Source organism: Buttiauxella sp. BIGb0552, from assembly GCF_004366275.1.
Taxonomy (GTDB): domain Bacteria; phylum Pseudomonadota; class Gammaproteobacteria; order Enterobacterales; family Enterobacteriaceae; genus Buttiauxella; species Buttiauxella gaviniae.
Window position 1 is genome coordinate 390,274 of sequence record NZ_SODY01000002.1, and the last position, 19,466, is coordinate 409,739.

Genomic DNA, 19,466 nt, shown 5'->3' on the forward strand with positions numbered 1-19,466 from the left:
CTCACTTTATTAGCCGCTAACAATGTCTACTGTATGCAGCACAAGAATTGTCTCTTGTGATGACTTACGGAGCGGTAACAATGAAAAACCTGATGGCCGCAATAGAAGCAAAGCTGATGCCACTTGCAGGGAAAATGGCGCAACAGCGCCACCTCGGGGCCATTCGCGATGCGTATATCTCGTTTATGCCTTTTATTATTGTCGGTTCAATACTGCTGGTTATTTCCTCTTTCCCAAGCACTGCCTATCAACAATTTATGGCGTCGATTTTTGGTGAGGGTTGGTCTGCAACTATCGAAATCCCGTTTAATGCCATCTTCTCGACTATGGCGGTGTTCATTAGTTTCCTGGTCGCTTATCGTTTGGCGGAGCGCTATGACATCGACAAAATGTCCGCCGGGATTTTGTCTCTCTCCTGCTTCCTGATTCTTACCCCCTTCGCTAAAACCCCGGAAATTGGCAACCTAATTCCGATGGAATGGCTGGGTTCAAAGGGTTTGTTTGTCGCGATGCTCGGCGCGATTGCCAGCACTGAAATATTTGCGTGGATGCTAAGCCGCAACTGGGTGATTCGTATGCCGGATGGCGTGCCACCTGCGGTACAAAAATCGTTCGCGGCTTTGATTCCATCACTGCTGATTCTGGTGATTGCGCTCGCGATTCGCGTGCTGTTCGCCCGCACGGACTACCACACTATTCACCAGTTTGTTTACGAAGTGCTGGCTACACCAATTCGCCACTTCGGGACCTCTTATGTTGGCGCGTTGTTTACTTGCTTTAGCATTACCAGCCTGTGGTCAGTAGGGATTAACTCAGGATCGATGGTCAACGGCATCCTGCGTCCATTCTGGATGGAAAACCAAATGGAGAACCTGACCGCAACACAGGCAGGTTTGCTGCCTCCGCATGTGGTCACTGAGCAGTTCTACGACATGATTTGGATGGGTGGCGCGGGAGCCACCTTGTCTCTAGTGATTGCTATGCTGTTATTTGCCCGCAGCCAGCATATTAAGAATGTTTCGCGTCTCGCTGCCGGTTCTTCCATTTTCAACATTAACGAGCCGGTACTGTTTGGCCTGCCGGTAATCATGAACCCGATAATGCTTATCCCATTCAACCTGGTACCGCTAGTGCTCGTGACGGTGCAATACATCACCATGTCGATTGGTTGGGTCGCCACCACCACCGGGGTATATATCCCGTGGACGCTGCCGCCTGTATTAAGCGGATTTATCGTTACAGGGCACCTCAGTGGCGCTGTTATTCAGCTCATCAATCTTTTGATTGGCGCCATCATCTACCTGCCGTTCCTTAAAGTCGTGGACAAGCAATACCGTGCAAATGAAACCCCGGAAATTTCTGTCACCACTAAACCCGCCGCGGAGTAAGTAAAACATGACGTTATCGAAAAGTTGGGGCGTGATAGCGACCTGGCGTATGGCCTTGGAAGGAGTCAGTGAAGCCGCGCAGTTATTGCAAGGGAACAGCGACGCCAGTGGCGCTGCGGTTCGCGCAGTAACCTGCGTTGAAGATTACCCATTCTATAAATCAGTTGGTTACGGCGGTTTACCTAACGAACAAGGTGAAGTTGAACTAGACGCCGCGTTTATGGACGGTTCAACGCTTGCCATCGGTGCGGTCGCCAGCATTCGCGACATCGCCAACCCAATTCTTGTGGCCCAAGCGCTGAGCCGTGAGCGCTTCAATAGTTTTATGGTCGGTGAAGGTGCTCAAACCTGGGCGTTCGCGCAAGGTTTTGAGCGCAAAAACATGCTGACTGACCGTGCCCACCAGCATTACCTGAAACGTAAACGTGAAACCCTCGATCGCGGTCTCAGTCCGTATACCGGTCACGATACCGTCGGCGTTATTACGCTCGACCAAAATCAGCAAATGTGTGTCGCCACCTCCACCAGCGGGTTGTTTATGAAACGCCCTGGCCGAGTTGGTGATTCCCCGGTTTCTGGCTCCGGTTTTTATGCCGACAGCCAGATTGGTGCAGCAACAGCAACGGGCCTTGGCGAAGATCTGATGAAAGGCTGCATCAGCTATGAAATTGTCAGCCGCATGGGGCGTGGAATGTCACCGCAACAGGCGGCTGAATCAGCAGTTTACGACCTCGAAAGCCAGTTGATTGCTCGCTATGGTCGCGCCGGTGATTTGTCGGTGGTGTGTATGAATAACCGTGGTGAATACGGTGCAGCCACGACCATTGATAACTTCTCGTTTTCCGTCGCCACGACAACACAAACGCCAGCGGTATTTTTGACGACACGCGAAGGAAAACACACGCTGATTCGCCCAGCAGACCAGGCGTGGCTTGAGGCCTATATCGAACGTATTACCGCCGAGGTGATCGTATGAAATGCCAGTTAACAACCCATACGCAATGTCCGACAGATGCGCATTTAATATTGTGGAAAACTCACGCCAATGCGTGGCCGCAAGCGCTGCGCCCGCTGCTTGATGAAATGGCGCTCTCCAGTGAATCGCAAACCACCACCTTCGGTTTAAGTAGCCTTTGCCAACAACTGACGCTTTTATCTTCGGCTGACATCGAACGCCCCGACGTGCTGCGCCAATTGACGGAATATCTGAATGCCGTTTTGGTAAGCCCGGCTTCACATCCTATCGCCATTGATATTTCCGGTTTTGATCTGGCAAATCGTTTCGTGTTTGCCCGCCTACGCACGCTTTTAGTGGCGGTGATCAACCGTTTCTATCAACTGCCGCAGTTGGGTTACAAAGCAAAACAACCCGTCAGCAACCGGCAACTTTGGTTATTAACCGCAGAGCACAGCCCGCAAGCAACTGAACTGGCGGCACAAACCCAGGCCATTACTCAGGGCATGTTACTTTCCCGCCGCCTTGCCGATACGCCAGCCAACGACTGCCGCCCGCAGGATGTCGCGCAGCAGGCCGCAGACTGGGCTTCCGCTCATCCACAAACGCACTGTGAAATCCTCGATGAAAACGCCATCCGTGAATTGGGTATGGGTTGCCTGGATGCCACCGGGAAAGGCAGCCATAACCCGCCACGCCTGGTGACTCTGCGCTGGCAAGGTGCGGCGCAAAGCGCACCGACTTACGCATTTGTGGGCAAAGGCATTACCTTCGATACCGGCGGGATGTGGCTCAAAGAGGGCGAAGGGATGCGCACCATGAAATATGATATGTGTGGTGCGGCGACGGTGTTCGGGCTGATGGAGACAGTCAAAACGCTGCAACTGCCGCTCAATGTTGTGGCGGTAATGGCGCTGGCCGAAAATATGCCGGGCGTTGACGCGATGCTCCCCGGCGACGTTGTGAAATCCCATGCTGGGCACAGTGTCGAGATTATCAATACCGATGCCGAAGGCCGCCTGGTACTGGCCGACGCCCTTAGCTATGCCGCCACACGCTTTAACCCGGCGGCATTAATTGACGTCGCCACGCTGACGGGAGCGGTAGTGAAAGCGCTGGGTTACGATATCTCCGGCCTGATGAGCAATAACCCGGCACTCAGCCAGCAACTGCAACAGGCTGCCGACCTTACTCAGGACAGAGTCTGGCCGCTACCGCTGGATGAAAGTTTTGATCCCCAGGTTAAAAGCCATATTGCCGATCTCACGAATACCCCACCGAATAACGCGGCAATCGCCGTGTCCGCTGCCCATTTTTTAAGTAAGTTTTGCCATCAGGTAGCGTGGGCACATCTGGATGTCAGTGGAACCGCGCTAAGCCGTGGGAAATTTACCCAAGCCAGCGGCCGCCCTGCTCTGTTACTGACGCAATTCTTACTCGACATCAGTAAAGGAAAGACAAATGAAAAAAATTCTACTGGTATGTGATTTAGGCATGTCGACCAGTCTGGTCGTGAAACGAATGCAGGAAGCGGCGGTGAAACGCCAGCTTGAAGTGGAGATTCAGGCGAAAGGAATGAGCGATTTTAAAAATGCGATTACTACTTTTGACTGCGCACTGCTTGGCCCGCAAATCGCCTATAAGCTCGCAGACTGCAAACAGATTGCCGCGCCGCTTAATAAGCGCGTGGAAACCATTAATATGATGGATTACGGCATGGTCAACGGGGAGAAAATCCTCGACCATGCGCTGAGCCTGATTAACTAACGAGTTTTTAGCCACGCAGCCGGGGTGAGATTCTTTAGTCGGCTGCGGATAATTCTCTTGTTCAGCAAATCTTCAAACTCCAGTAAAACCGCACCAAAACCCAAACGCTTATCATAACGCTCGCCGTTAAGAAGTTGCTCCAACGGCCGCCCCCACTCACCGTTCGCCGCCTGCTGTTGCCAGGCTTCTGACTGTGGCTCATAGAGCGGAACCCCGAGTTTTTCTGCCAGGTGTTGAGAAAGCGGCGTCGTTTTTGCCGTGATGGAACGCACCTGCAACAACAAACCCTGCTGCAAAAAGCCCACCAGCGCATCAAGCGACTGTTCATCATCACGCTCACGCAGCGCTACGGCAATAAAACCCGATACCGGGTCGCTAAACACCAGCAAAGCGCCGTGCTTATGGCTAATGCTTTGTGGCAGCGGGAAGACATCCAGACGCAAATGGCCGACAGGTTGTTTCAAATCAGGTTTTGATAAACGGGATTGCTGCCAGTTTTGCAGTGTCCGGCTGACACTTGCTCGGGAAATCCCTTGCTGCACCAGCAGCTGTGCTGCTTCCAGCAGTTCATCGAGGGAAAGTGACAAACGCACGCGCAGAAAAACTAACATCGCCTCCTGCTCATGGCTCAAAGCACGATGAATGGTATTAGGCCGATGAGATTTGTCAAAACAGTCATCTCGCTTACGCCAACGCCTGACGGTATCGACAGATATATTCAGCTCCTCCGCCAGCTCACTGTCGGATTTATCAGATTTCTGAATGTACTTGCGAGTTCGCGGCGTGGTGGTGGCGTTGGAGTGCAGCTTAATCTCCATCTAACCTCTTCTGGTATCCGGTTAAGTAACGTCTTCATTATAAAAGCAAGTTAGCAGGCGAAAAGGGTAAATCCCAAATTAATAACAAAAACTACGCGCAAGCGATTGCACAACAGAGCTCACCAGTGATGGCAAAAAAGAGTAGCAAAAGATGCGAAAAGCGAAGCGGGATTTGTGTCACATAAACATGGATGATAATTCGCGTGCTAATCATTACTCATTTCAATGAGTTAGCTTAGATTCAAAAATTTTGAATAAGGTGGTCAATTCTATTCGATTTATTATTCTGCTCAAAAGTGTGACCATAATCACATCGACGGAACAACGTCACCTTAAACAGAATAACCTGCGAGAATTAATTATGAAAACCATCAAATATGCTTTAGCGGCCATCGCCCTTTCTACTCTCTCTTTCGGTGCTTTCGCTGCACAATCCATCAACCCATCTGAAGCTCAGAACTTAAATAAAGTGGGTGTGGTTTCAGCGGTTGGCGCAACAACACTGGATGGCCTGGAAGCAAAACTGGCTGCAAAAGCACAAGAAGCTGGTGCAAGTGCGTATTCCATCACTTCAGCTAACACTAACGGCAAAATGAGCGGTACTGCGGTTATCTACAAGTAAGACTGCTGTATTGCCCTGATACACCCTCATTTTGGAGCTCTGCTCCACCCTGTTTGACTCTGTTATGACCCTTGTTGCCCGCGACCATTTATCGCGGGCTTTTTTTTTGTCTTTTTTCTGTCAAACAACCATGAATCAGAAGAGCTGATTAACGCGGGTTAAACCTTCCTCATATGTCACAGCTTCACCCGTTGCCACAAGACAACATGCCATTTGTGTTTTTAATGACTGCGGTACGGGTTCAACGCCTGCAACGCAACGTTCAATCCAGCGGGCGGTCACTTCCGGTTCTTTCCCAGTAGGCAGCATCACTTCTTCGTCGCTGACTTCCGTCTGACGCTCACTCACTACGCGCGAGCCGAGGCTGTCGATAAGCGTTATCTGCGGGCAGCGTTGCGGGTTGGCATACACTTCCCCTTCTGTACCGTGCATCAGCAAGCCACGGCCGCCAATATCGGCAAAGAATTTTGCTACTTTCGGGACATATTCAGGATGAGAAACGCTGGCAAGACGTAATGCGGCGTCTTCTTCAAAGGGTGTCGCGAGTTTGGCAAGTGTATGCGCGCTGTTACGTACACCCATACGCCAGCGCATCGCGAGTTGATCTTCCATCGGTGGGCAAAGCGCACTGACAGGAATATAAACCGGGTGATGTAAATCCAGTTTGGCTTGCGCCTGACCCGCATGTAACGTTGGTTCAATGCCCATCAGTGTAAAAATGATTTCTGTTAATACACGAGTTGGATCGTGGCTAACGCCGTGTACAACCACCGGAAATCCAAGGCGATTAAGCAAAATAGCCAGCAATGGCGTGAGGTTAGCTTGTTTGCGCGCACCATTGTAAGAAGGAATAACAATTGGCATCGGTTTGTTGGCAGGAGGCGTAAGTGAAATCATGTGGTGCTTCATCGCGTCATAGAAACCGAGCATTTCCGCCTCGCCTTCCCCTTTGATGCGCAATGCAATCAGCACTCCACCCAGCTCCAGTTCCGGCACTTCTCCCCTGAGCATATGGGCATATAAGCCGCGAGCGGTGTCAAAATCCAAATCGCGTGCGTGGTTTTTACCGCGCCCGACTTCTTTAATGATCTTACGGTAATCCACTCAGAGTCTCCTTTCTATTTCTTGCTCACACGTTTGCGCCGCACCGTCTTTTTCGGCATTGTATCAATCAGTTTAGCTGCTGGCGCCTCGGGTTGACTGATCGGAAACACCGGTAACGCACCCAGTAAACGTTGACCATAATTTTTGGTCAACAGGCGGCGGTCATAAATCACTACCTCACCATAACAGCCATGGCTACGAATTAAACGCCCAACTTGTTGGATAAGATTAAATGAAGCACTTGGTAAACTCTGTACTTCAAAAGGATAGCGTTTCAGGGTTTTTAACCATTCCCCCTCAGTCAGCACCACTGGGCTGTCGATAGGTGGGAAAGCGATTTTATGGATGTGTACCTGACTGAGTAAATCACCCTTTAAATCAAGCCCTTCAGCGAAGGATTGTAAACCAACCAGCACGCTGGTTTCGCCCTGTTCAACACGTTTACGGTGCAGTTCCACCAGCCTGTAACGTGGCATATCCCCTTGCACCAGTAATGTGAGACGCAAATCGGTGACGTGTGTCAGGAACACCTGCATTGCGCGGTTGCTGGCAAATAGCACCAGCATGCCTTTATGCTCGCCTTTCGCCAGTTCAGCACGGAAAAATGCGGCCATCTCAGCCAAGTGTTGAGCTTCATTTTCCATGGTCGGTTCAACGGTTAACTGCGGGATAACCAGCTTACCCTGCTCGACATGGTTAAATGGGGAATCCAGCGCAATAAACCGATCGCCCGCATCTTCATCCAGCCCGCTCATCTCTTGCAGTCGGTCGAATTTATTCAGCGAGCGCAACGTTGCCGAGGTCACAATCACATGTGGAACGTTGCGCCAGACCAGTTTTTCTAACTGATCGCAAACACGAATGCCCACACAATGGAAATACAGATGTGGCTGCCCTTCGCGGATTTCACGCGTCACCCACTTCGACACCGGCGCTCCCGATGCCTTTTCCATTGCCGAAAGCCGCCACAATTTGCTCTGCGTTTCGAAATAGCCTAACGCCCGGTTCATGTGCAGCAGTGAACGGTGCAAACGCACAATATCGTGCGTTCCGGTTTTTTCGCCAAGATCGTTAAGCAAGGCCTCTGACAGGCTGCGCAGCCCTTCCATCAGCTTCGCCAGTCGCTTACAGATCACCATAATTTCTTCGGGCAGCACACCCATTTCAAAACGATGCTCAGCCTCTTTTTCGCCCGGCAACCACAATGAAACAATGCTGTTAAATGAGCTGAGCAGCTCAAAAATTTCGTCACAATGATTGGTCAAACGTTCTGGATTAGTCAGCGGCGGTGGACTTTTTGGGCGGAACTGCGCCATGCAGGTTTCGACCAATTTGGTGAAGAGATCGAACTGCAAACGGCTATAACCCGGCGTAACTTCGGCACTCATTTCCAGCGCGTCACGCGCCACATCCGGCAAATGGTGGCCTTCATCTAAAATCAGCAGCAGGTTTTTGGCTTCGGGCAGCACCGCATCACTTTCCATCGCGGCCATCACCAGCGCGTGGTTGGCGACCACCACTTCGGCGTCGTCTATTTCACGGCGAGCCACAAAGAACGGGCATTCACGATACCAGTGGCAATTGCGCCCCAGGCAACTGGCCTTGTCAGTGCTTAGGCGCCGCCAGAGATCGTCTTCAATATTTTGCGAAGTGTGGTCACGCAACCCGTCCCATTTATAGGCATCAAGGTCGGTTTTCAGTTTTACGCAACGCTGCTGTTCGTCTTTGCTGGTCGGCGCCATCTCGTCCTCGAGAAAAGCCAGCAAATCGCCCTGTGAGGCGTTGTCTGTCGCCAAAGCGGCAAGGTTGCGCGGGCAAACGTAACGCCCACGGCCAAACGCGGCGGTAAATTTCAGATCGGGAATGATTTTGCGCAGCAGCGGCAAATCTTTGCTGAATATTTGATCCTGAAGGGCAACGTTTGCCGTACTGACCACCAGGGTTTTTTGCTCGCCGCGCGCAATAGCGATACCGGGGATCAGGTATGAAAGCGTTTTCCCCACGCCGGTGGGAGCCTCGATCGCCAGATGTCGCCCGGCTTCACCCGCAAGCGTTTTTGCCACTTCGGCAATCATTTGCCGTTGCGGTGGGCGCGGAATGAAGTCTGGGATCTGCTGTTGTAGCGCCTTATACCAGGCGGCGATTTGCTCTTTTTGAGCGGAGGACAAGGCCATAAAAACCACTTCTACTATATAAACAGCCACTATTGTCCCACTTTTTACCGTGAGGCTGTATTGTTTTTTCTAAGCCCTCTTACCGCTTGCCTTGACTCATGACAAGGCGGCCTGTAGCCGCTCTTCTCTATAATCGAGCCCGTTTATCCTCCACTGGTATCAAAAAATGGATTATCAACTTAATTTAGACTGGCCTGAGTTCTTAGAGAAATACTGGCAAAAAAAGCCGGTCATCTTAAAAAATGCGTTTCCTGATTTTGTCGATCCGATTACCCCGGATGAATTAGCCGGTCTTGCGATGGAAGCAGAGGTGGATAGCCGACTGGTTAGCCATACCAATGGTCAATGGCAGGCAGCCAACGGTCCTTTCGAGAATTTTGACAATCTCGGTGATACCGGTTGGTCATTACTGGCGCAAGCCGTGAACCACTGGCATGCGCCTTCTGCTGAACTGGTGCGCCCATTCCGCGTATTGCCAGACTGGCGTTTAGACGACTTGATGATCTCTTTCTCCGTACCTGGTGGCGGTGTTGGTCCACATATCGATCAGTACGATGTGTTTATTATTCAGGGCATGGGGAGCCGTCGCTGGCGAGTGGGTGACAAACTGCCAATGCGCCAGTTCTGCCCACATCCCGCGTTGCTGCACGTTGATCCGTTCGAGCCAATCATTGATCAAGACCTGGAACGTGGAGACATTCTGTACATTCCACCGGGCTTCCCACACGATGGCTTCACGCACGAAACTGCACTCAACTATTCCGTTGGTTTCCGTGGCCCAAATGGCCGTGATTTGATCAGCAGCTTTGCTGATTACGCGTTGGAAAACGATCTGGGTGGCGAGCACTATAGCGATCCTGACTTAACCGTCCGCGAACATCCTGGCAAAGTTGAAGGCTACGAGCTTAATCGCCTGCGTGACATGATGATGGAAGTCATCAGCCAGCCTGAAGATTTCAAACAGTGGTTCGGCCGCTTTGTTACCACACCGCGCCACGAACTGGATGTTGCTCCAGCAGAGCCGCCATATCAGCAAGATGAAATCCTTGATGCGTTACTGGGCGGTGAAAGCCTGACACGTCTGAGCGGTTTACGAGTGCTGAATGTTGACGGTGAGTTCTTCGTGAATAGCGAAGCAATGGAAGCACCTGTTCCAGCAGCAGCGGACGCATTGTGCCGTTACACCACCCTTGGTCAAACAGAGCTGGGCGATGCGTTAGAGAACCAGGAATTTGTTAACGTATTGACTGAGCTGGTTAATCAGGGCTACTGGTATTTCGACGACTAAATAATCCTGCAAACCTGGGTCCACTGACTACAGTTATACGGGGGCTTCCCGGGCAGACAGTGGATTTAACATGGCGCTTTATACCATCGGTGAAGTGGCTGTGCTTTGCGATATTAACCCCGTGACATTGCGTGCCTGGCAACGACGTTACGGGTTATTAAAACCTCAGCGCACGGATGGCGGGCATCGCTTGTTTGATGATGACGACATCGAACGTATCCGTGAAATCAAACGCTGGATTGAAAATGGCGTTCAGGTCGGCAAGGTGAAAGCCTTATTGGGCGGCGAGCGCCAGGATCTGGAAAGTGGTTGGCGTGAGCGCCAGGAACTGCTGCTCCACCATTTGCAAAGCGGCAGCCCGAACCGATTGCGTACCTGGATGGCTGACATTGGCCGTGATTACCCCGCAGAAACCCTCGTCCACCAGCTTTACACTCCCCTTCGTCGCCGCCTGCAATGCCATCAAGTCACATTGAATACCTTACTTAGCCTACTGGATGGCGCACTGATCAACTACATTGCACTATGCCTTGCCTCAGCGCGCAAACGCAGCGGAAAAGATGCGTTACTTGTAGGTTGGGACACGCCCGATACCACACGCTTGTGGATGGCTGCGTGGATGGCAATCCAGCAAGGCTGGCGGATTGATGTGCTGGCGCACCCGCTGCATCAACTGCGACCTGAGCTTTTTGCTCAACAGACATTGCTAGTGTGGTGTGGTGATACGCCGACCACCAATCAGCTCGACCAACTGGAGCTTTGGCGCTGTGCAGGAATGCAAATTTTCCCACTCATGAGCAACGGGCAGTCGACTGAACGCGCATAAGGCAAAGTTAATAGTTCATTAACAAGCCCGCTTCATCTTATAATCGCCTGCGTAACGTATGGAGCGGACATAAAGATGAAACTAAGTAAAATAGCCTTGGTAGGCGGCATGCTGGTAATGGCTATCGGCGGAATTGGCGGCGTGATGCTGATGGGTTATATCGTCATCCTTCATAACGCGTGATGTAGCGCAAAAGACGCTCAAACAGGCGGTCAATAACAATTGCCGCCATCGCGACCAGCAGAGCCCCCTGAATCACATAAGCGGTGTTAAAACCGCTCAAGCCAATGATTATCGGCGAGCCCAACGTGCTGGCCCCCACGGTGGATGCAATCGCCGCAGTACCAATATTAATAATCACCGAAGTGCGGATCCCTGCCAGAATCACCGGCGCTGCCAGTGGCAACTCAACTTTTCTCAACATCTGCCAGCGGCTCATTCCGGCACCCAACGCAATCTCTTTAGTCGCTTCCGGCACTGAGCCAATTCCAGCCAATGTTCCTTGTAAAATCGGCAGCAAGCCATATAGCACCAGGGCGATGATCGCAGGCTGCTGACCAAACCCCATCACAGGAACCGCAATAGCCAGTACCGCTACCGGAGGAAATGTTTGCCCTGCAGCAGTAATGGTTTCGACTAATGAACGAAATTCAAGCCCCGCCGGACGAGTCACAACAATACCCAAGCCTACACCCACGGCAATCGCTACTACGCTTGAAACCCCGACCAGCAGGAAGTGCTTTAACGCCAGCGCAATAAAACTATCTTGCTGATAAAGCGGCCTTTCCAGCTCTGGAAACAGCCAACTGAACAACGCGCTGCTGTATGGCATCAACACCAGCAGTGCGATAAAGAGTGCAATCAGCCACAGTAGCGGGTCACGTAACAGGCGCATTTTCACCTCGCAGCTCTTCACCACGCACTAAATCACTAAAATGCAGTACGCCACAGGGCTCGCCTTGCTGATTAACTACCGGCAACTGTTGGCACTGGCGGTCAACAAACAACGATAGCGCCTCACGCAGAGTGATCATTTCACTGATCGGTTCGCCCTCTAAACGTTCCTGCGTTCGTACGCGGTCCGCAACCTGGCGCAACGATAGCAACCGCACGCCTGACTCGCTTCGCCCAAAGAAGTCGCGCACAAAATCTGTCGCTGGGTGAGTTAGCAACTCCAGCGGTGTACCTTGTTGAATCACCTTTCCCCCGTCCATTAGCACAATGCGGTCAGCCAGCGTCAGTGCCTCATCGATATCGTGCGTCACCAGCACGATGGTGCGTCCAAGCAGTTGGTGGATGCGAATAATCTCCTGCTGAAGCGCACCGCGTGTTACCGGGTCCAAAGCACCAAACGGCTCATCCATCAGTAACACTTCCGGGTCGGCGGCCAGCGCACGCGCTACCCCCACACGCTGTTGTTGCCCACCGGAAAGTTGATGTGGGTAACGGTCACGAAATTGCTCCGCTTCCAGACCGAGTAAAGCAAGTAATTCGTCGATACGCGCACTGATACGTGCTTTCGGCCATTTCAGCAGCTGCGGAACGGTGGCAATATTCTGCGCAACGCTCCAGTGAGGGAAAAGCCCAATAGACTGAATCGCGTACCCCATACGGCGGCGCAGCACTTTGGCGTCAAAGCTGCGGATCTCTTCTCCCGCAAAGCGAATGCACCCGGTATCGTGTTCAACCAGGCGGTTAATCATCTTAAGCGTGGTGGATTTTCCGGAACCGGAAGTGCCAATCAGTACCGTAAACTCGCCTTCCTTGATGTTTAGCGTCAAGTCACTCACAGCGGCTTCACCCTGGAAGAACTTGCTGACATTTTCAAATTCGATCATGGCTGTTTTTCCTCAAGTAATGAGATAAACAGTTTAAAAAGCGCGTCGAGTATGACCGCCAGCGCGATAACTGGGATCACACCGAGCAAGACCAAATCCAGCGCACTACTGAGTAATCCCTGGAAAATAATCGCCCCAAACCCACCGGCACCAATCAGAGCTGCAATCACCGTCATACCAATGGTTTGCACGCAAACAACACGCAAGCTACGCAGCAAAACGGGCAACGCCAGCGGCACTTCGGCCCGCCAGAAAATCTGCCAGCGTGACATGCCCATACCTTCGGCACTTTCAATGATATTGCGCGGGACATGCTGCAAACCTGCGACGACACCACGCACCAATGGCAGCAGTGCGTATAAAACCAGTGCAATGAGTGCCGGAGCCACGCCAATCCCGCTCACGCCAAGCGAGCTGAGCCACGGAGCTAACTTCACAAGCCCTGCCAAAGGTGCAATTAACAGCCCGAACAGTGCAACAGACGGTACCGTCTGAATCGCATTAAGCACGGAGAACACCGAAGACTGCCAGCCCGGACGGGTGTAGCACAGCACGCCCAACGGCACGCCAATTATCAGAGCGGGTAGCAAAGTCCCTAGCAATAAAGCCAGATGGCGAGTTAGCGCATCATCAAACACATCCTGGCGATTGGCATACTCTTTAAGCAGCGAAAGATCGGCAAAGTACCCGCTCCACAGCAGCGCTACCGGTACGATCCAGACCTGCAAATTGAGCAGTAAACGCCAGAGCGCTGTGGGCGTCAGGCGGTTGATGGTATCGGCACAAAGCAGCAGGCACAGAGTTAAAGACAGCCATAACCCGCTACCGGGAGACGTTCGCGCAAGCGCGCTCCCTTGTTCAGCAAATTGCGAGGCGGTGTGACCCATCACCCACAATATGGCGATAAACAACAGCTCGCCCGTGATAAGCGTCAGTGTTAATGACAGTCGCCGGGAAGGTGCCAGAGTCAGGCATGCCAGAATAAGTACTGGGAGAGAGAGAATCAGACCAACATGTTCAGGAAGCCGGCTAAGCGCGATAGATTCCCCGGAAACCAGGCGGTTGGGTGCAAAGTTGATAAATGGCAGAACTGCGCCTGCTACCACCAGCAAAATCACCAGCAGTAACAGGACGCGATTATGAATTTTGAGCAAACAGACATCCTGTAATTATTGTCTTGCCGGATGGTGCTTGCGCTTATCCGGCCTACTTCAACCTGTAGGGTGGATTAGCGTAAGCGACATCCACCAGAAGATCAGTAACCTACTTCACGAAGCCTTTTTGCTTCAGGTAATCCGCAGCCACTTTTTTGGCATCCAGCCCTTCGACTGCAATGCTGGCGTTAAGCTGCTGCAAGGTTTTCTCATCAAGTGATGCAAATACCGGTTTTAGCCACTCGTCCATCTGCGGATAAGCCTTTAGTACCGCTTCACGAACAACAGGCGTTGGCGCATAAATTGGCTGCACACCTTTCGGGTCGCTCAGCGTTTGCAAGCCAAGTGCCGCCACCGGGCCATCAGTGCCGTAGGCCATTGCCGCATTCACGCCAGAGGTTTGCTGCGCCGCAGCTTTTATGGTCACAGCCGTGTCGCCGCCAGCCAGCGAGAGCAGTTGCGGCTGTTCAAGTTTAAAGCCATAGGCTTTTTCAAAGGCAGGAAGCGCATCGGAGCGTTCGATAAATTCGGCGGAAGCCGCAAGTTTGAATTCACCGCCTTTTTTCAGGTACGCGCTGAGATCGTCAAGCGAGGTGAGCTTGTTTTTTTCGGCCATATCTTTGCGTACTGCGATGGTCCAGGTATTGTTCGCGGGAGCAGGAGTCAGCCACACGAGATGATTTTTTTCAGCATCGAGCTTTTTGACTTTCTCATAACCTTGCTGCGCATTTTTCCATGCAGCATCTTTTTCATCTTTGAAGAAAAATGCCCCGTTACCGGTGTATTCCGGGTAAATATCCAGTTCACCCGCCGTAATCGCGCCACGCACGACCGGGGTGGTGCCTAACTGCACTTTATTGACCGTTTTGACACCGTGGCTGTCCAGTACTTGCAAAATGATATTGCCGAGCAGTGAGCCTTCGGTATCAATTTTTGAACCTACTTTCACCGGCTCCGCAGCTTGTGCCCCTGCGGCCAGTAAGACTAACCCCGCCATGCCCCAACGCGCTGATACGTTCATCGTGCTTCCTCACTGTTTTTCTTTGCTTAAAAATCATGAACTCGCAAAAGTTTAGACGAGAATTGACAGGTTGGTGAGGGATGAGGTGCAGAATAAGAAAAGAGCCGGAAAACCGGCTCTTGATGGGGGGTGTTATAGCCATTACCCAAAATAGTTGGAGTTGCGGCAAGTCCATAAATCCCCAGGAGCATAGATAACTATGTGACTGGGGCGAATGGGCGCAGCCAACGCAGGTGCAGCTTCAAATATGAAGGGTAATTACTTGAGTTCAAACTCGCTCTGTTTCACACGGGCAGAATCCAGACCGATAAACACATTAAACTTGCCAGGTTCGGCAACATGTTTCATCTGCGCGTTCCAGAACTTCAGCGCTTCAACATCAATCGGGAAGCTTACAGTCTGCGATTCACCAGGTTTGAGTGAAACTTTCTTAAAGCCTTTCAGCTCTTTGACCGGGCGGCTCATCGATGCGGTGACGTCCTGCAAATACATCTGCACCACGGTTTCGCCTGCGCGGTCGCCGGTGTTTTTCACTTCAACAGAAGCTTCGACTGTGCCATCCGCTTTCATTGATGGTGCAGACATTTTCACATCAGACACGCTGAAAGTGGTGTAGCTCAGGCCATAACCGAATGGGAACAGCGGGCCGTTCGCTTCATCAAAGTAGCGAGATGTATATTTGTTTGGTTTTTCCGGATTGTACGGACGCCCTGTATTCAGGTGGCTGTAATAGGTTGGGATCTGCCCGACAGAACGTGGGAAGGACATCGGCAATTTGCCTGACGGGTTGTAATCGCCAAACAGGATATCGGCCACCGCGTTCCCGCCTTCAGTGCCGCTATACCAGGCTTCCAGCAGCGCATCAGCCTGTTGATTTTCTTTCACCAATGCCAGAGGGCGGCCGTTCATCAACACCAGCACCAGCGGTTTACCGGTCGCTTTCAACGCGGCAATTAAATCACGCTGGCTTTGTGGCAGCACCAGATCGGTACGGCTAGAGGCTTCGTGCGCCATCCCCTGAGCCTCACCAACAACAGCTACAACAACATCAGCAGATTTCGCAGTATTAACCGCTTCATCGATCATCGCCTGTGCAGAACGGGTATCAACCGTAACGGCTGGTTCGTACTGGTTCAGGAAATCAACAATGCCTTTTTCATCAGTGACGTTAGCGCCTTTGGCAACCACGATTTTGGCTTTGTCACCCACGGCACTTTTGATGCCCTGAAGTACCGTGATGGTTTGATCGGCAACACCTGCAGCTGACCAACTCCCCATCATGTCACGTTTGCTGTCAGCCAACGGGCCAACCACGGCAATGGTGCCGGATTTTTTCAGTGGCAATACGTCCAGACGGTTTTTCAGCAACACCATGCTTTCACGTGCAACTTCACGAGCATCTTTACGGTGCAGGCGGCTTTCAGCGTTGGTGTCTTCAGGGTCAGATTCTTTCGGCCCTAAGTGGCTGTATGGGTCATTAAACAAGCCCATATCATATTTCACGTTAAGCACATGGCGCGTGGCATCATCAAGTTCAGCCATTGGCACATCGCCGCTTTTCACCAGCTCCGGCAAGTACTTGCTGTAGTACTCATCGCTCATACTCATGTTGATGCCGGAATTCAATGCTATGCGCACTGCGTCTTTCGGATCGCTCGCCACACCGTGTTTAATCAGCTCTTTAATGGCACCGTGGTCTGAAATGGTAATGCCTTTAAATTTCCACTCATCGCGCAGCAAATCTTTCAGCAGCCATGAGTCGGAAGAGGCCGGAGTGCCGTTAAGGGAATTGAGCGCCACCATCACACCACCACTGCCGGCATCCAGTGCGGCTTTGTATGGCGGCATATAATCGTTGAACAGTCGCTGCGGGCTCATATCAACGGTGTTGTACTCTTTGCCGCCTTCAACTGCGCCATAGGCCGCGAAGTGTTTCACACTGGTCATGACCGAATAACGGTCTGCCGGGCTTTTGCCCTGCATCGCTTCAACCATGGTGCGACCCATGATGGAAGTCAGGTAAGTATCTTCACCAAAACCTTCGGAGACACGGCCCCAGCGTGGGTCACGAGACACATCCACCATTGGTGCCCATGTCATGTTCAGGCCATCATCTGCAGCTTCATAAGCAGAGACGCGGCCCACCGTTTTCACGGCGTCAAGATTGAAAGAAGAAGCTAAACCGAGGCTGATTGGGAACACAGTACGTTGGCCGTGAACCACATCGTAAGCAAAGAATAATGGGATTTTCAGGCGGCTAAGACTCATCACCTGGTCTTGCATGCTGCGGATGTCATGACGAGTCACGGTATTGAAAATCGCCCCGACCTGCCCATCTTTGATCATCTCGCGAATGGCTTCTTTCGGGTTATCTGGCCCAACGCTGATTAACCGCAACTGGCCGATTTTCTCGTCGGTGGTCATTTTCTTCAGCAAATCAGTGACGAATGCGTCACGCGCCTCAGGTGTTAACGGGTGTGGACCAAACATTTCGTTAGCCAGCGCGGGTTGCAGCGCAAGGCTAACTGCAATACTTACAGAACAGAGCCATTTCATCGACATTACTCTCTTGCTCAAGCCGCCACAGAGGGCCGCACGAAGTGATAAGACGAGCAGTGTGCCACAAGGTTACTGCTGTAAGAAGTGTCGCTTCGGTGTTATGTGCTGATTTTTCGAACCTTTAAGACGATTCATTATCGATTTGCGAGCTATGCTTGTAGTCGTCAATATTTTCCCAAGGAGCGGATAAATGTCTAACCCTACGCCATCCCAAAAACAAACATTTATAAATGAGCTGAACCGTCTGGTGGGCAGCCAACATGTATTAACCGATGCGGCAAAAACGGCACGTTATCGTAAGGGTTTTCGTTCAGGCCAGGGCGATGCGCTGGCAGTAGTGTTCCCCGGAACACTGCTTGAGTTATGGCGTGTTCTGAGCGTTTGCGTCAGCACCGATAAAATTATCCTGATGCAAGCCGCCAATACTGGCCTGACCGAAGGCTCAACGCCGAACGGCACCGATTACGACCGCGAAATTGTCATTATCAGCACGTTGCGCCTGGATAAATTGCAGCTGTTAGATGGCGGAAAGCAGGTGCTGGCCTTCCCTGGAAGTACGCTCTATCAATTAGAAAAAGCCCTAAAACCATTAGGTCGTGAGCCCCATTCAGTGATTGGTTCATCGTGCATTGGCGCGTCGGTAATTGGCGGGATTTGTAATAACTCCGGTGGTTCACTGGTCAAACGTGGCCCGGCATATACCGAGATGGCGCTATATGCCCGTATTGATGAACAAGGCAAATTAACGCTGGTCAACCACCTGGGAATCGACTTGGGTGTGACGCCTGAACAAATCCTTGGCAAGCTCGATGATGAGCGCGTCAAACCTGAAAATGTGCTCCATGACCAACGCCAGGCCTCTGATAAGGATTATGCCGAGCGTGTACGTGATGTAGACGCTGATACCCCATCGCGCTTTAACGCCGACCCAAGCCGCCTGTTTGAAGCCTCTGGCTGCGCCGGAAAGCTCGCGGTATTTGCTGTGCGCCTCGATACTTTTGTGGCAGAAAAACAAAACGAAGTGTTTTACATCGGCACCAATAAACCAGAAGTGCTGACTGAAATACGCCGCCATATTCTGGCCAACTTTGAAAACCTGCCGGTGGCGGGTGAATACATGCATCGCGATATTTACGATATTGCCGAAGTGTATGGCAAAGACACCTTCATGATGATCGACAAACTCGGCACCGATAAAATGCCGCTGTTCTTCACCCTGAAAGGCCGCACCGATGTGTGGATTGAAAAAGTCCCGTTTATAAAACCCCACTTCACTGACCGCGTATTGCAACGCCTGAGCGGCTGGAGCCCAAGCCACTTACCTCCACGTATGAAAGAGTGGCGCAGTAAATACGAACACCACCTGTTATTGAAAATGTCTGGGGAAGGCATTGCCGAGGCCCGTAACTGGCTGGAGAGCTATTTCGAGCAGGCTGAAGGTGGCTTTTTCGTCTGCACACCAACCGAAGGGGCGAAAGCCTTTTTACATCGTTTTGCCGCCGCCGGTGCCGCCGTGCGTTATCACGCAGTGCACGCCAATGAAGTGGAAGACATTCTGGCACTCGATATTGCCCTGCGTCGTAACGACCAGGATTGGTTTGAGCATCTACCGCCAGAAATCAGCAGCCAGATAAGCCACAGCCTCTATTACGGCCACTTTATGTGCCATGTTTTCCATCAGGATTACATTGTTAAGAAAGGGGTTGATGCTCATGCATTGAAGGAGCAGATGCTTGAGTTGCTGCGTACACGTGGTGCGCAATATCCGGCAGAACATAATGTCGGACATTTGTATGAAGCACCTGAAAGTTTAAAACAATTTTATAAGGCGAATGACCCGACCAACAGCATGAACCCAGGGATTGGCAAAACTACAAAGCACAAGTGGTGGGAAGAGCAGGCTTGTAGCCATACGCATCACCACGATCCCCATTAAGTGAAGCTGTCAACTG

Annotated in this window: 17 protein-coding genes; 9 read left to right on the forward strand and 8 right to left on the reverse strand. The window is 51.7% G+C overall.

Annotated features, from left to right (window positions below):
* Positions 1 to 80 precede the first annotated feature (80 nt).
* The 4 genes from celB to EDF88_RS06630 are packed head-to-tail and all read left to right on the forward strand — an operon-like array spanning position 81 to position 4,110.
* Positions 81 to 1,388: a PTS cellobiose transporter subunit IIC gene (gene celB, locus EDF88_RS06615; RefSeq protein WP_134183614.1), complete on the forward strand. Its 1,308-nt coding sequence runs from the start codon at positions 81 to 83 to the stop codon at positions 1,386 to 1,388.
* Positions 1,389 to 1,395: 7 nt separating this feature from the next.
* Positions 1,396 to 2,364: a N(4)-(beta-N-acetylglucosaminyl)-L-asparaginase gene (locus tag EDF88_RS06620; RefSeq protein ID WP_134183616.1), complete on the forward strand. Its 969-nt coding sequence runs from the start codon at positions 1,396 to 1,398 to the stop codon at positions 2,362 to 2,364.
* On the forward strand, positions 2,361 to 3,830 hold the full coding sequence (locus tag EDF88_RS06625) for a leucyl aminopeptidase (protein ID WP_134183618.1): 1,470 nt from the start codon (positions 2,361 to 2,363) through the stop codon (positions 3,828 to 3,830). The genes EDF88_RS06620 and EDF88_RS06625 overlap by 4 nt, the downstream gene beginning before the upstream one ends.
* The gene (locus EDF88_RS06630) at positions 3,805 to 4,110 is read left to right on the forward strand and encodes a PTS sugar transporter subunit IIB (protein ID WP_134183620.1); all 306 of its coding nucleotides are present in this window, start codon (positions 3,805 to 3,807) and stop codon (positions 4,108 to 4,110) included. The genes EDF88_RS06625 and EDF88_RS06630 overlap by 26 nt, the downstream gene beginning before the upstream one ends.
* Here the strand turns inward: EDF88_RS06630 and EDF88_RS06635 are convergent.
* Positions 4,107 to 4,928 (reverse strand): helix-turn-helix domain-containing protein, encoded by an 822-nt coding sequence (locus tag EDF88_RS06635; protein WP_134183622.1) that lies wholly within the window; start codon positions 4,926 to 4,928, stop codon positions 4,107 to 4,109. The two genes, EDF88_RS06630 and EDF88_RS06635, sit on opposite strands and share 4 nt — an antisense overlap.
* Positions 4,929 to 5,289: 361 nt before the next feature.
* On the opposite strand from EDF88_RS06635, the gene ybiJ reads away from it, so the two are divergent.
* Complete coding sequence (ybiJ, locus tag EDF88_RS06640; protein ID WP_134183624.1) at positions 5,290 to 5,550, forward strand: DUF1471 family protein YbiJ; 261 nt, start codon at positions 5,290 to 5,292, stop codon at positions 5,548 to 5,550.
* A 135-nt stretch (positions 5,551 to 5,685) separates the two neighbouring features.
* On the opposite strand, the gene ybiB is transcribed toward ybiJ, so the two are convergent.
* Both ybiB and dinG read right to left on the reverse strand, forming a co-directional pair.
* Positions 5,686 to 6,654: a DNA-binding protein YbiB gene (ybiB, locus tag EDF88_RS06645; RefSeq protein ID WP_134183626.1), complete on the reverse strand. Its 969-nt coding sequence runs from the start codon at positions 6,652 to 6,654 to the stop codon at positions 5,686 to 5,688.
* A gap of 14 nt (positions 6,655 to 6,668) precedes the next feature.
* Positions 6,669 to 8,828, reverse strand: coding sequence for an ATP-dependent DNA helicase DinG (gene dinG, locus EDF88_RS06650; protein WP_134184181.1), 2,160 nt, complete (start codon positions 8,826 to 8,828; stop codon positions 6,669 to 6,671).
* A gap of 166 nt (positions 8,829 to 8,994) precedes the next feature.
* On the opposite strand from dinG, the gene EDF88_RS06655 reads away from it, so the two are divergent.
* The 3 genes from EDF88_RS06655 to EDF88_RS24925 all read left to right on the forward strand — a co-directional run bounded on the left by EDF88_RS06655 (position 8,995) and on the right by EDF88_RS24925 (position 11,125).
* Positions 8,995 to 10,116, forward strand: a complete 1,122-nt coding sequence (locus EDF88_RS06655) for a cupin domain-containing protein (protein WP_134183628.1) — start codon at positions 8,995 to 8,997, stop codon at positions 10,114 to 10,116.
* Positions 10,117 to 10,186: 70 nt separating this feature from the next.
* Positions 10,187 to 10,942 (forward strand): MerR family transcriptional regulator, encoded by a 756-nt coding sequence (locus EDF88_RS06660; protein WP_134183630.1) that lies wholly within the window; start codon positions 10,187 to 10,189, stop codon positions 10,940 to 10,942.
* Between the two features lie 75 nt (positions 10,943 to 11,017).
* Positions 11,018 to 11,125: a membrane protein gene (locus EDF88_RS24925; RefSeq protein ID WP_034456488.1), complete on the forward strand. Its 108-nt coding sequence runs from the start codon at positions 11,018 to 11,020 to the stop codon at positions 11,123 to 11,125.
* Here EDF88_RS24925 and EDF88_RS06665 read toward each other — a convergent pair.
* The 5 genes from EDF88_RS06665 to bglX all read right to left on the reverse strand — a co-directional run bounded on the left by EDF88_RS06665 (position 11,106) and on the right by bglX (position 17,511).
* Positions 11,106 to 11,837 carry an ABC transporter permease gene (locus EDF88_RS06665; RefSeq protein WP_134183632.1) on the reverse strand — a complete coding sequence of 244 codons (732 nt, stop codon included), beginning with the start codon at positions 11,835 to 11,837 and terminating at the stop codon, positions 11,106 to 11,108. The two genes, EDF88_RS24925 and EDF88_RS06665, sit on opposite strands and share 20 nt — an antisense overlap.
* The gene (locus tag EDF88_RS06670) at positions 11,821 to 12,780 is read right to left on the reverse strand and encodes an ABC transporter ATP-binding protein (protein ID WP_134183634.1); all 960 of its coding nucleotides are present in this window, start codon (positions 12,778 to 12,780) and stop codon (positions 11,821 to 11,823) included. The genes EDF88_RS06665 and EDF88_RS06670 overlap by 17 nt, the downstream gene beginning before the upstream one ends.
* Complete coding sequence (locus EDF88_RS06675; RefSeq protein WP_134183636.1) at positions 12,777 to 13,934, reverse strand: ABC transporter permease; 1,158 nt, start codon at positions 13,932 to 13,934, stop codon at positions 12,777 to 12,779. Before EDF88_RS06675 ends, EDF88_RS06670 begins: the two co-directional genes overlap by 4 nt.
* Before the next feature lie 109 nt (positions 13,935 to 14,043).
* The gene (locus EDF88_RS06680; RefSeq protein WP_134183638.1) at positions 14,044 to 14,955 is read right to left on the reverse strand and encodes an ABC transporter substrate-binding protein; all 912 of its coding nucleotides are present in this window, start codon (positions 14,953 to 14,955) and stop codon (positions 14,044 to 14,046) included.
* Between the two features lie 258 nt (positions 14,956 to 15,213).
* On the reverse strand, positions 15,214 to 17,511 hold the full coding sequence (gene bglX / locus EDF88_RS06685) for a beta-glucosidase BglX (RefSeq protein ID WP_134184183.1): 2,298 nt from the start codon (positions 17,509 to 17,511) through the stop codon (positions 15,214 to 15,216).
* Positions 17,512 to 17,704: 193 nt separating this feature from the next.
* Here bglX and dld point away from each other — a divergent pair, with 193 nt between their 5' ends.
* Positions 17,705 to 19,450: a D-lactate dehydrogenase gene (gene dld, locus EDF88_RS06690; RefSeq protein ID WP_134183640.1), complete on the forward strand. Its 1,746-nt coding sequence runs from the start codon at positions 17,705 to 17,707 to the stop codon at positions 19,448 to 19,450.
* The last annotated feature ends 16 nt before the right edge of the window (positions 19,451 to 19,466 follow it).

Bases quoted from the DNA above. Each gene is read 5' to 3' on its own strand.
- celB (WP_134183614.1), top strand. From the start codon at position 81: ATGAAAAACCTGATGGCCGCAATAGAAGCAAAGCTGATGCCACTTGCA.
- EDF88_RS06620 (WP_134183616.1), top strand. From the start codon at position 1,396: ATGACGTTATCGAAAAGTTGGGGCGTGATAGCGACCTGGCGTATGGCC.
- EDF88_RS06625 (WP_134183618.1), top strand. From the start codon at position 2,361: ATGAAATGCCAGTTAACAACCCATACGCAATGTCCGACAGATGCGCAT.
- EDF88_RS06630 (WP_134183620.1), top strand. From the start codon at position 3,805: ATGAAAAAAATTCTACTGGTATGTGATTTAGGCATGTCGACCAGTCTG.
- EDF88_RS06635 (WP_134183622.1), bottom strand. From the start codon at position 4,928: ATGGAGATTAAGCTGCACTCCAACGCCACCACCACGCCGCGAACTCGC.
- ybiJ (WP_134183624.1), top strand. From the start codon at position 5,290: ATGAAAACCATCAAATATGCTTTAGCGGCCATCGCCCTTTCTACTCTC.
- dinG (WP_134184181.1), bottom strand. From the start codon at position 8,828: ATGGCCTTGTCCTCCGCTCAAAAAGAGCAAATCGCCGCCTGGTATAAG.
- EDF88_RS06655 (WP_134183628.1), top strand. From the start codon at position 8,995: ATGGATTATCAACTTAATTTAGACTGGCCTGAGTTCTTAGAGAAATAC.
- EDF88_RS06660 (WP_134183630.1), top strand. From the start codon at position 10,187: ATGGCGCTTTATACCATCGGTGAAGTGGCTGTGCTTTGCGATATTAAC.
- EDF88_RS24925 (WP_034456488.1), top strand. From the start codon at position 11,018: ATGAAACTAAGTAAAATAGCCTTGGTAGGCGGCATGCTGGTAATGGCT.
- EDF88_RS06665 (WP_134183632.1), bottom strand. From the start codon at position 11,837: ATGCGCCTGTTACGTGACCCGCTACTGTGGCTGATTGCACTCTTTATC.
- EDF88_RS06670 (WP_134183634.1), bottom strand. From the start codon at position 12,780: ATGATCGAATTTGAAAATGTCAGCAAGTTCTTCCAGGGTGAAGCCGCT.
- EDF88_RS06680 (WP_134183638.1), bottom strand. From the start codon at position 14,955: ATGAACGTATCAGCGCGTTGGGGCATGGCGGGGTTAGTCTTACTGGCC.
- bglX (WP_134184183.1), bottom strand. From the start codon at position 17,511: ATGAAATGGCTCTGTTCTGTAAGTATTGCAGTTAGCCTTGCGCTGCAA.
- dld (WP_134183640.1), top strand. From the start codon at position 17,705: ATGTCTAACCCTACGCCATCCCAAAAACAAACATTTATAAATGAGCTG.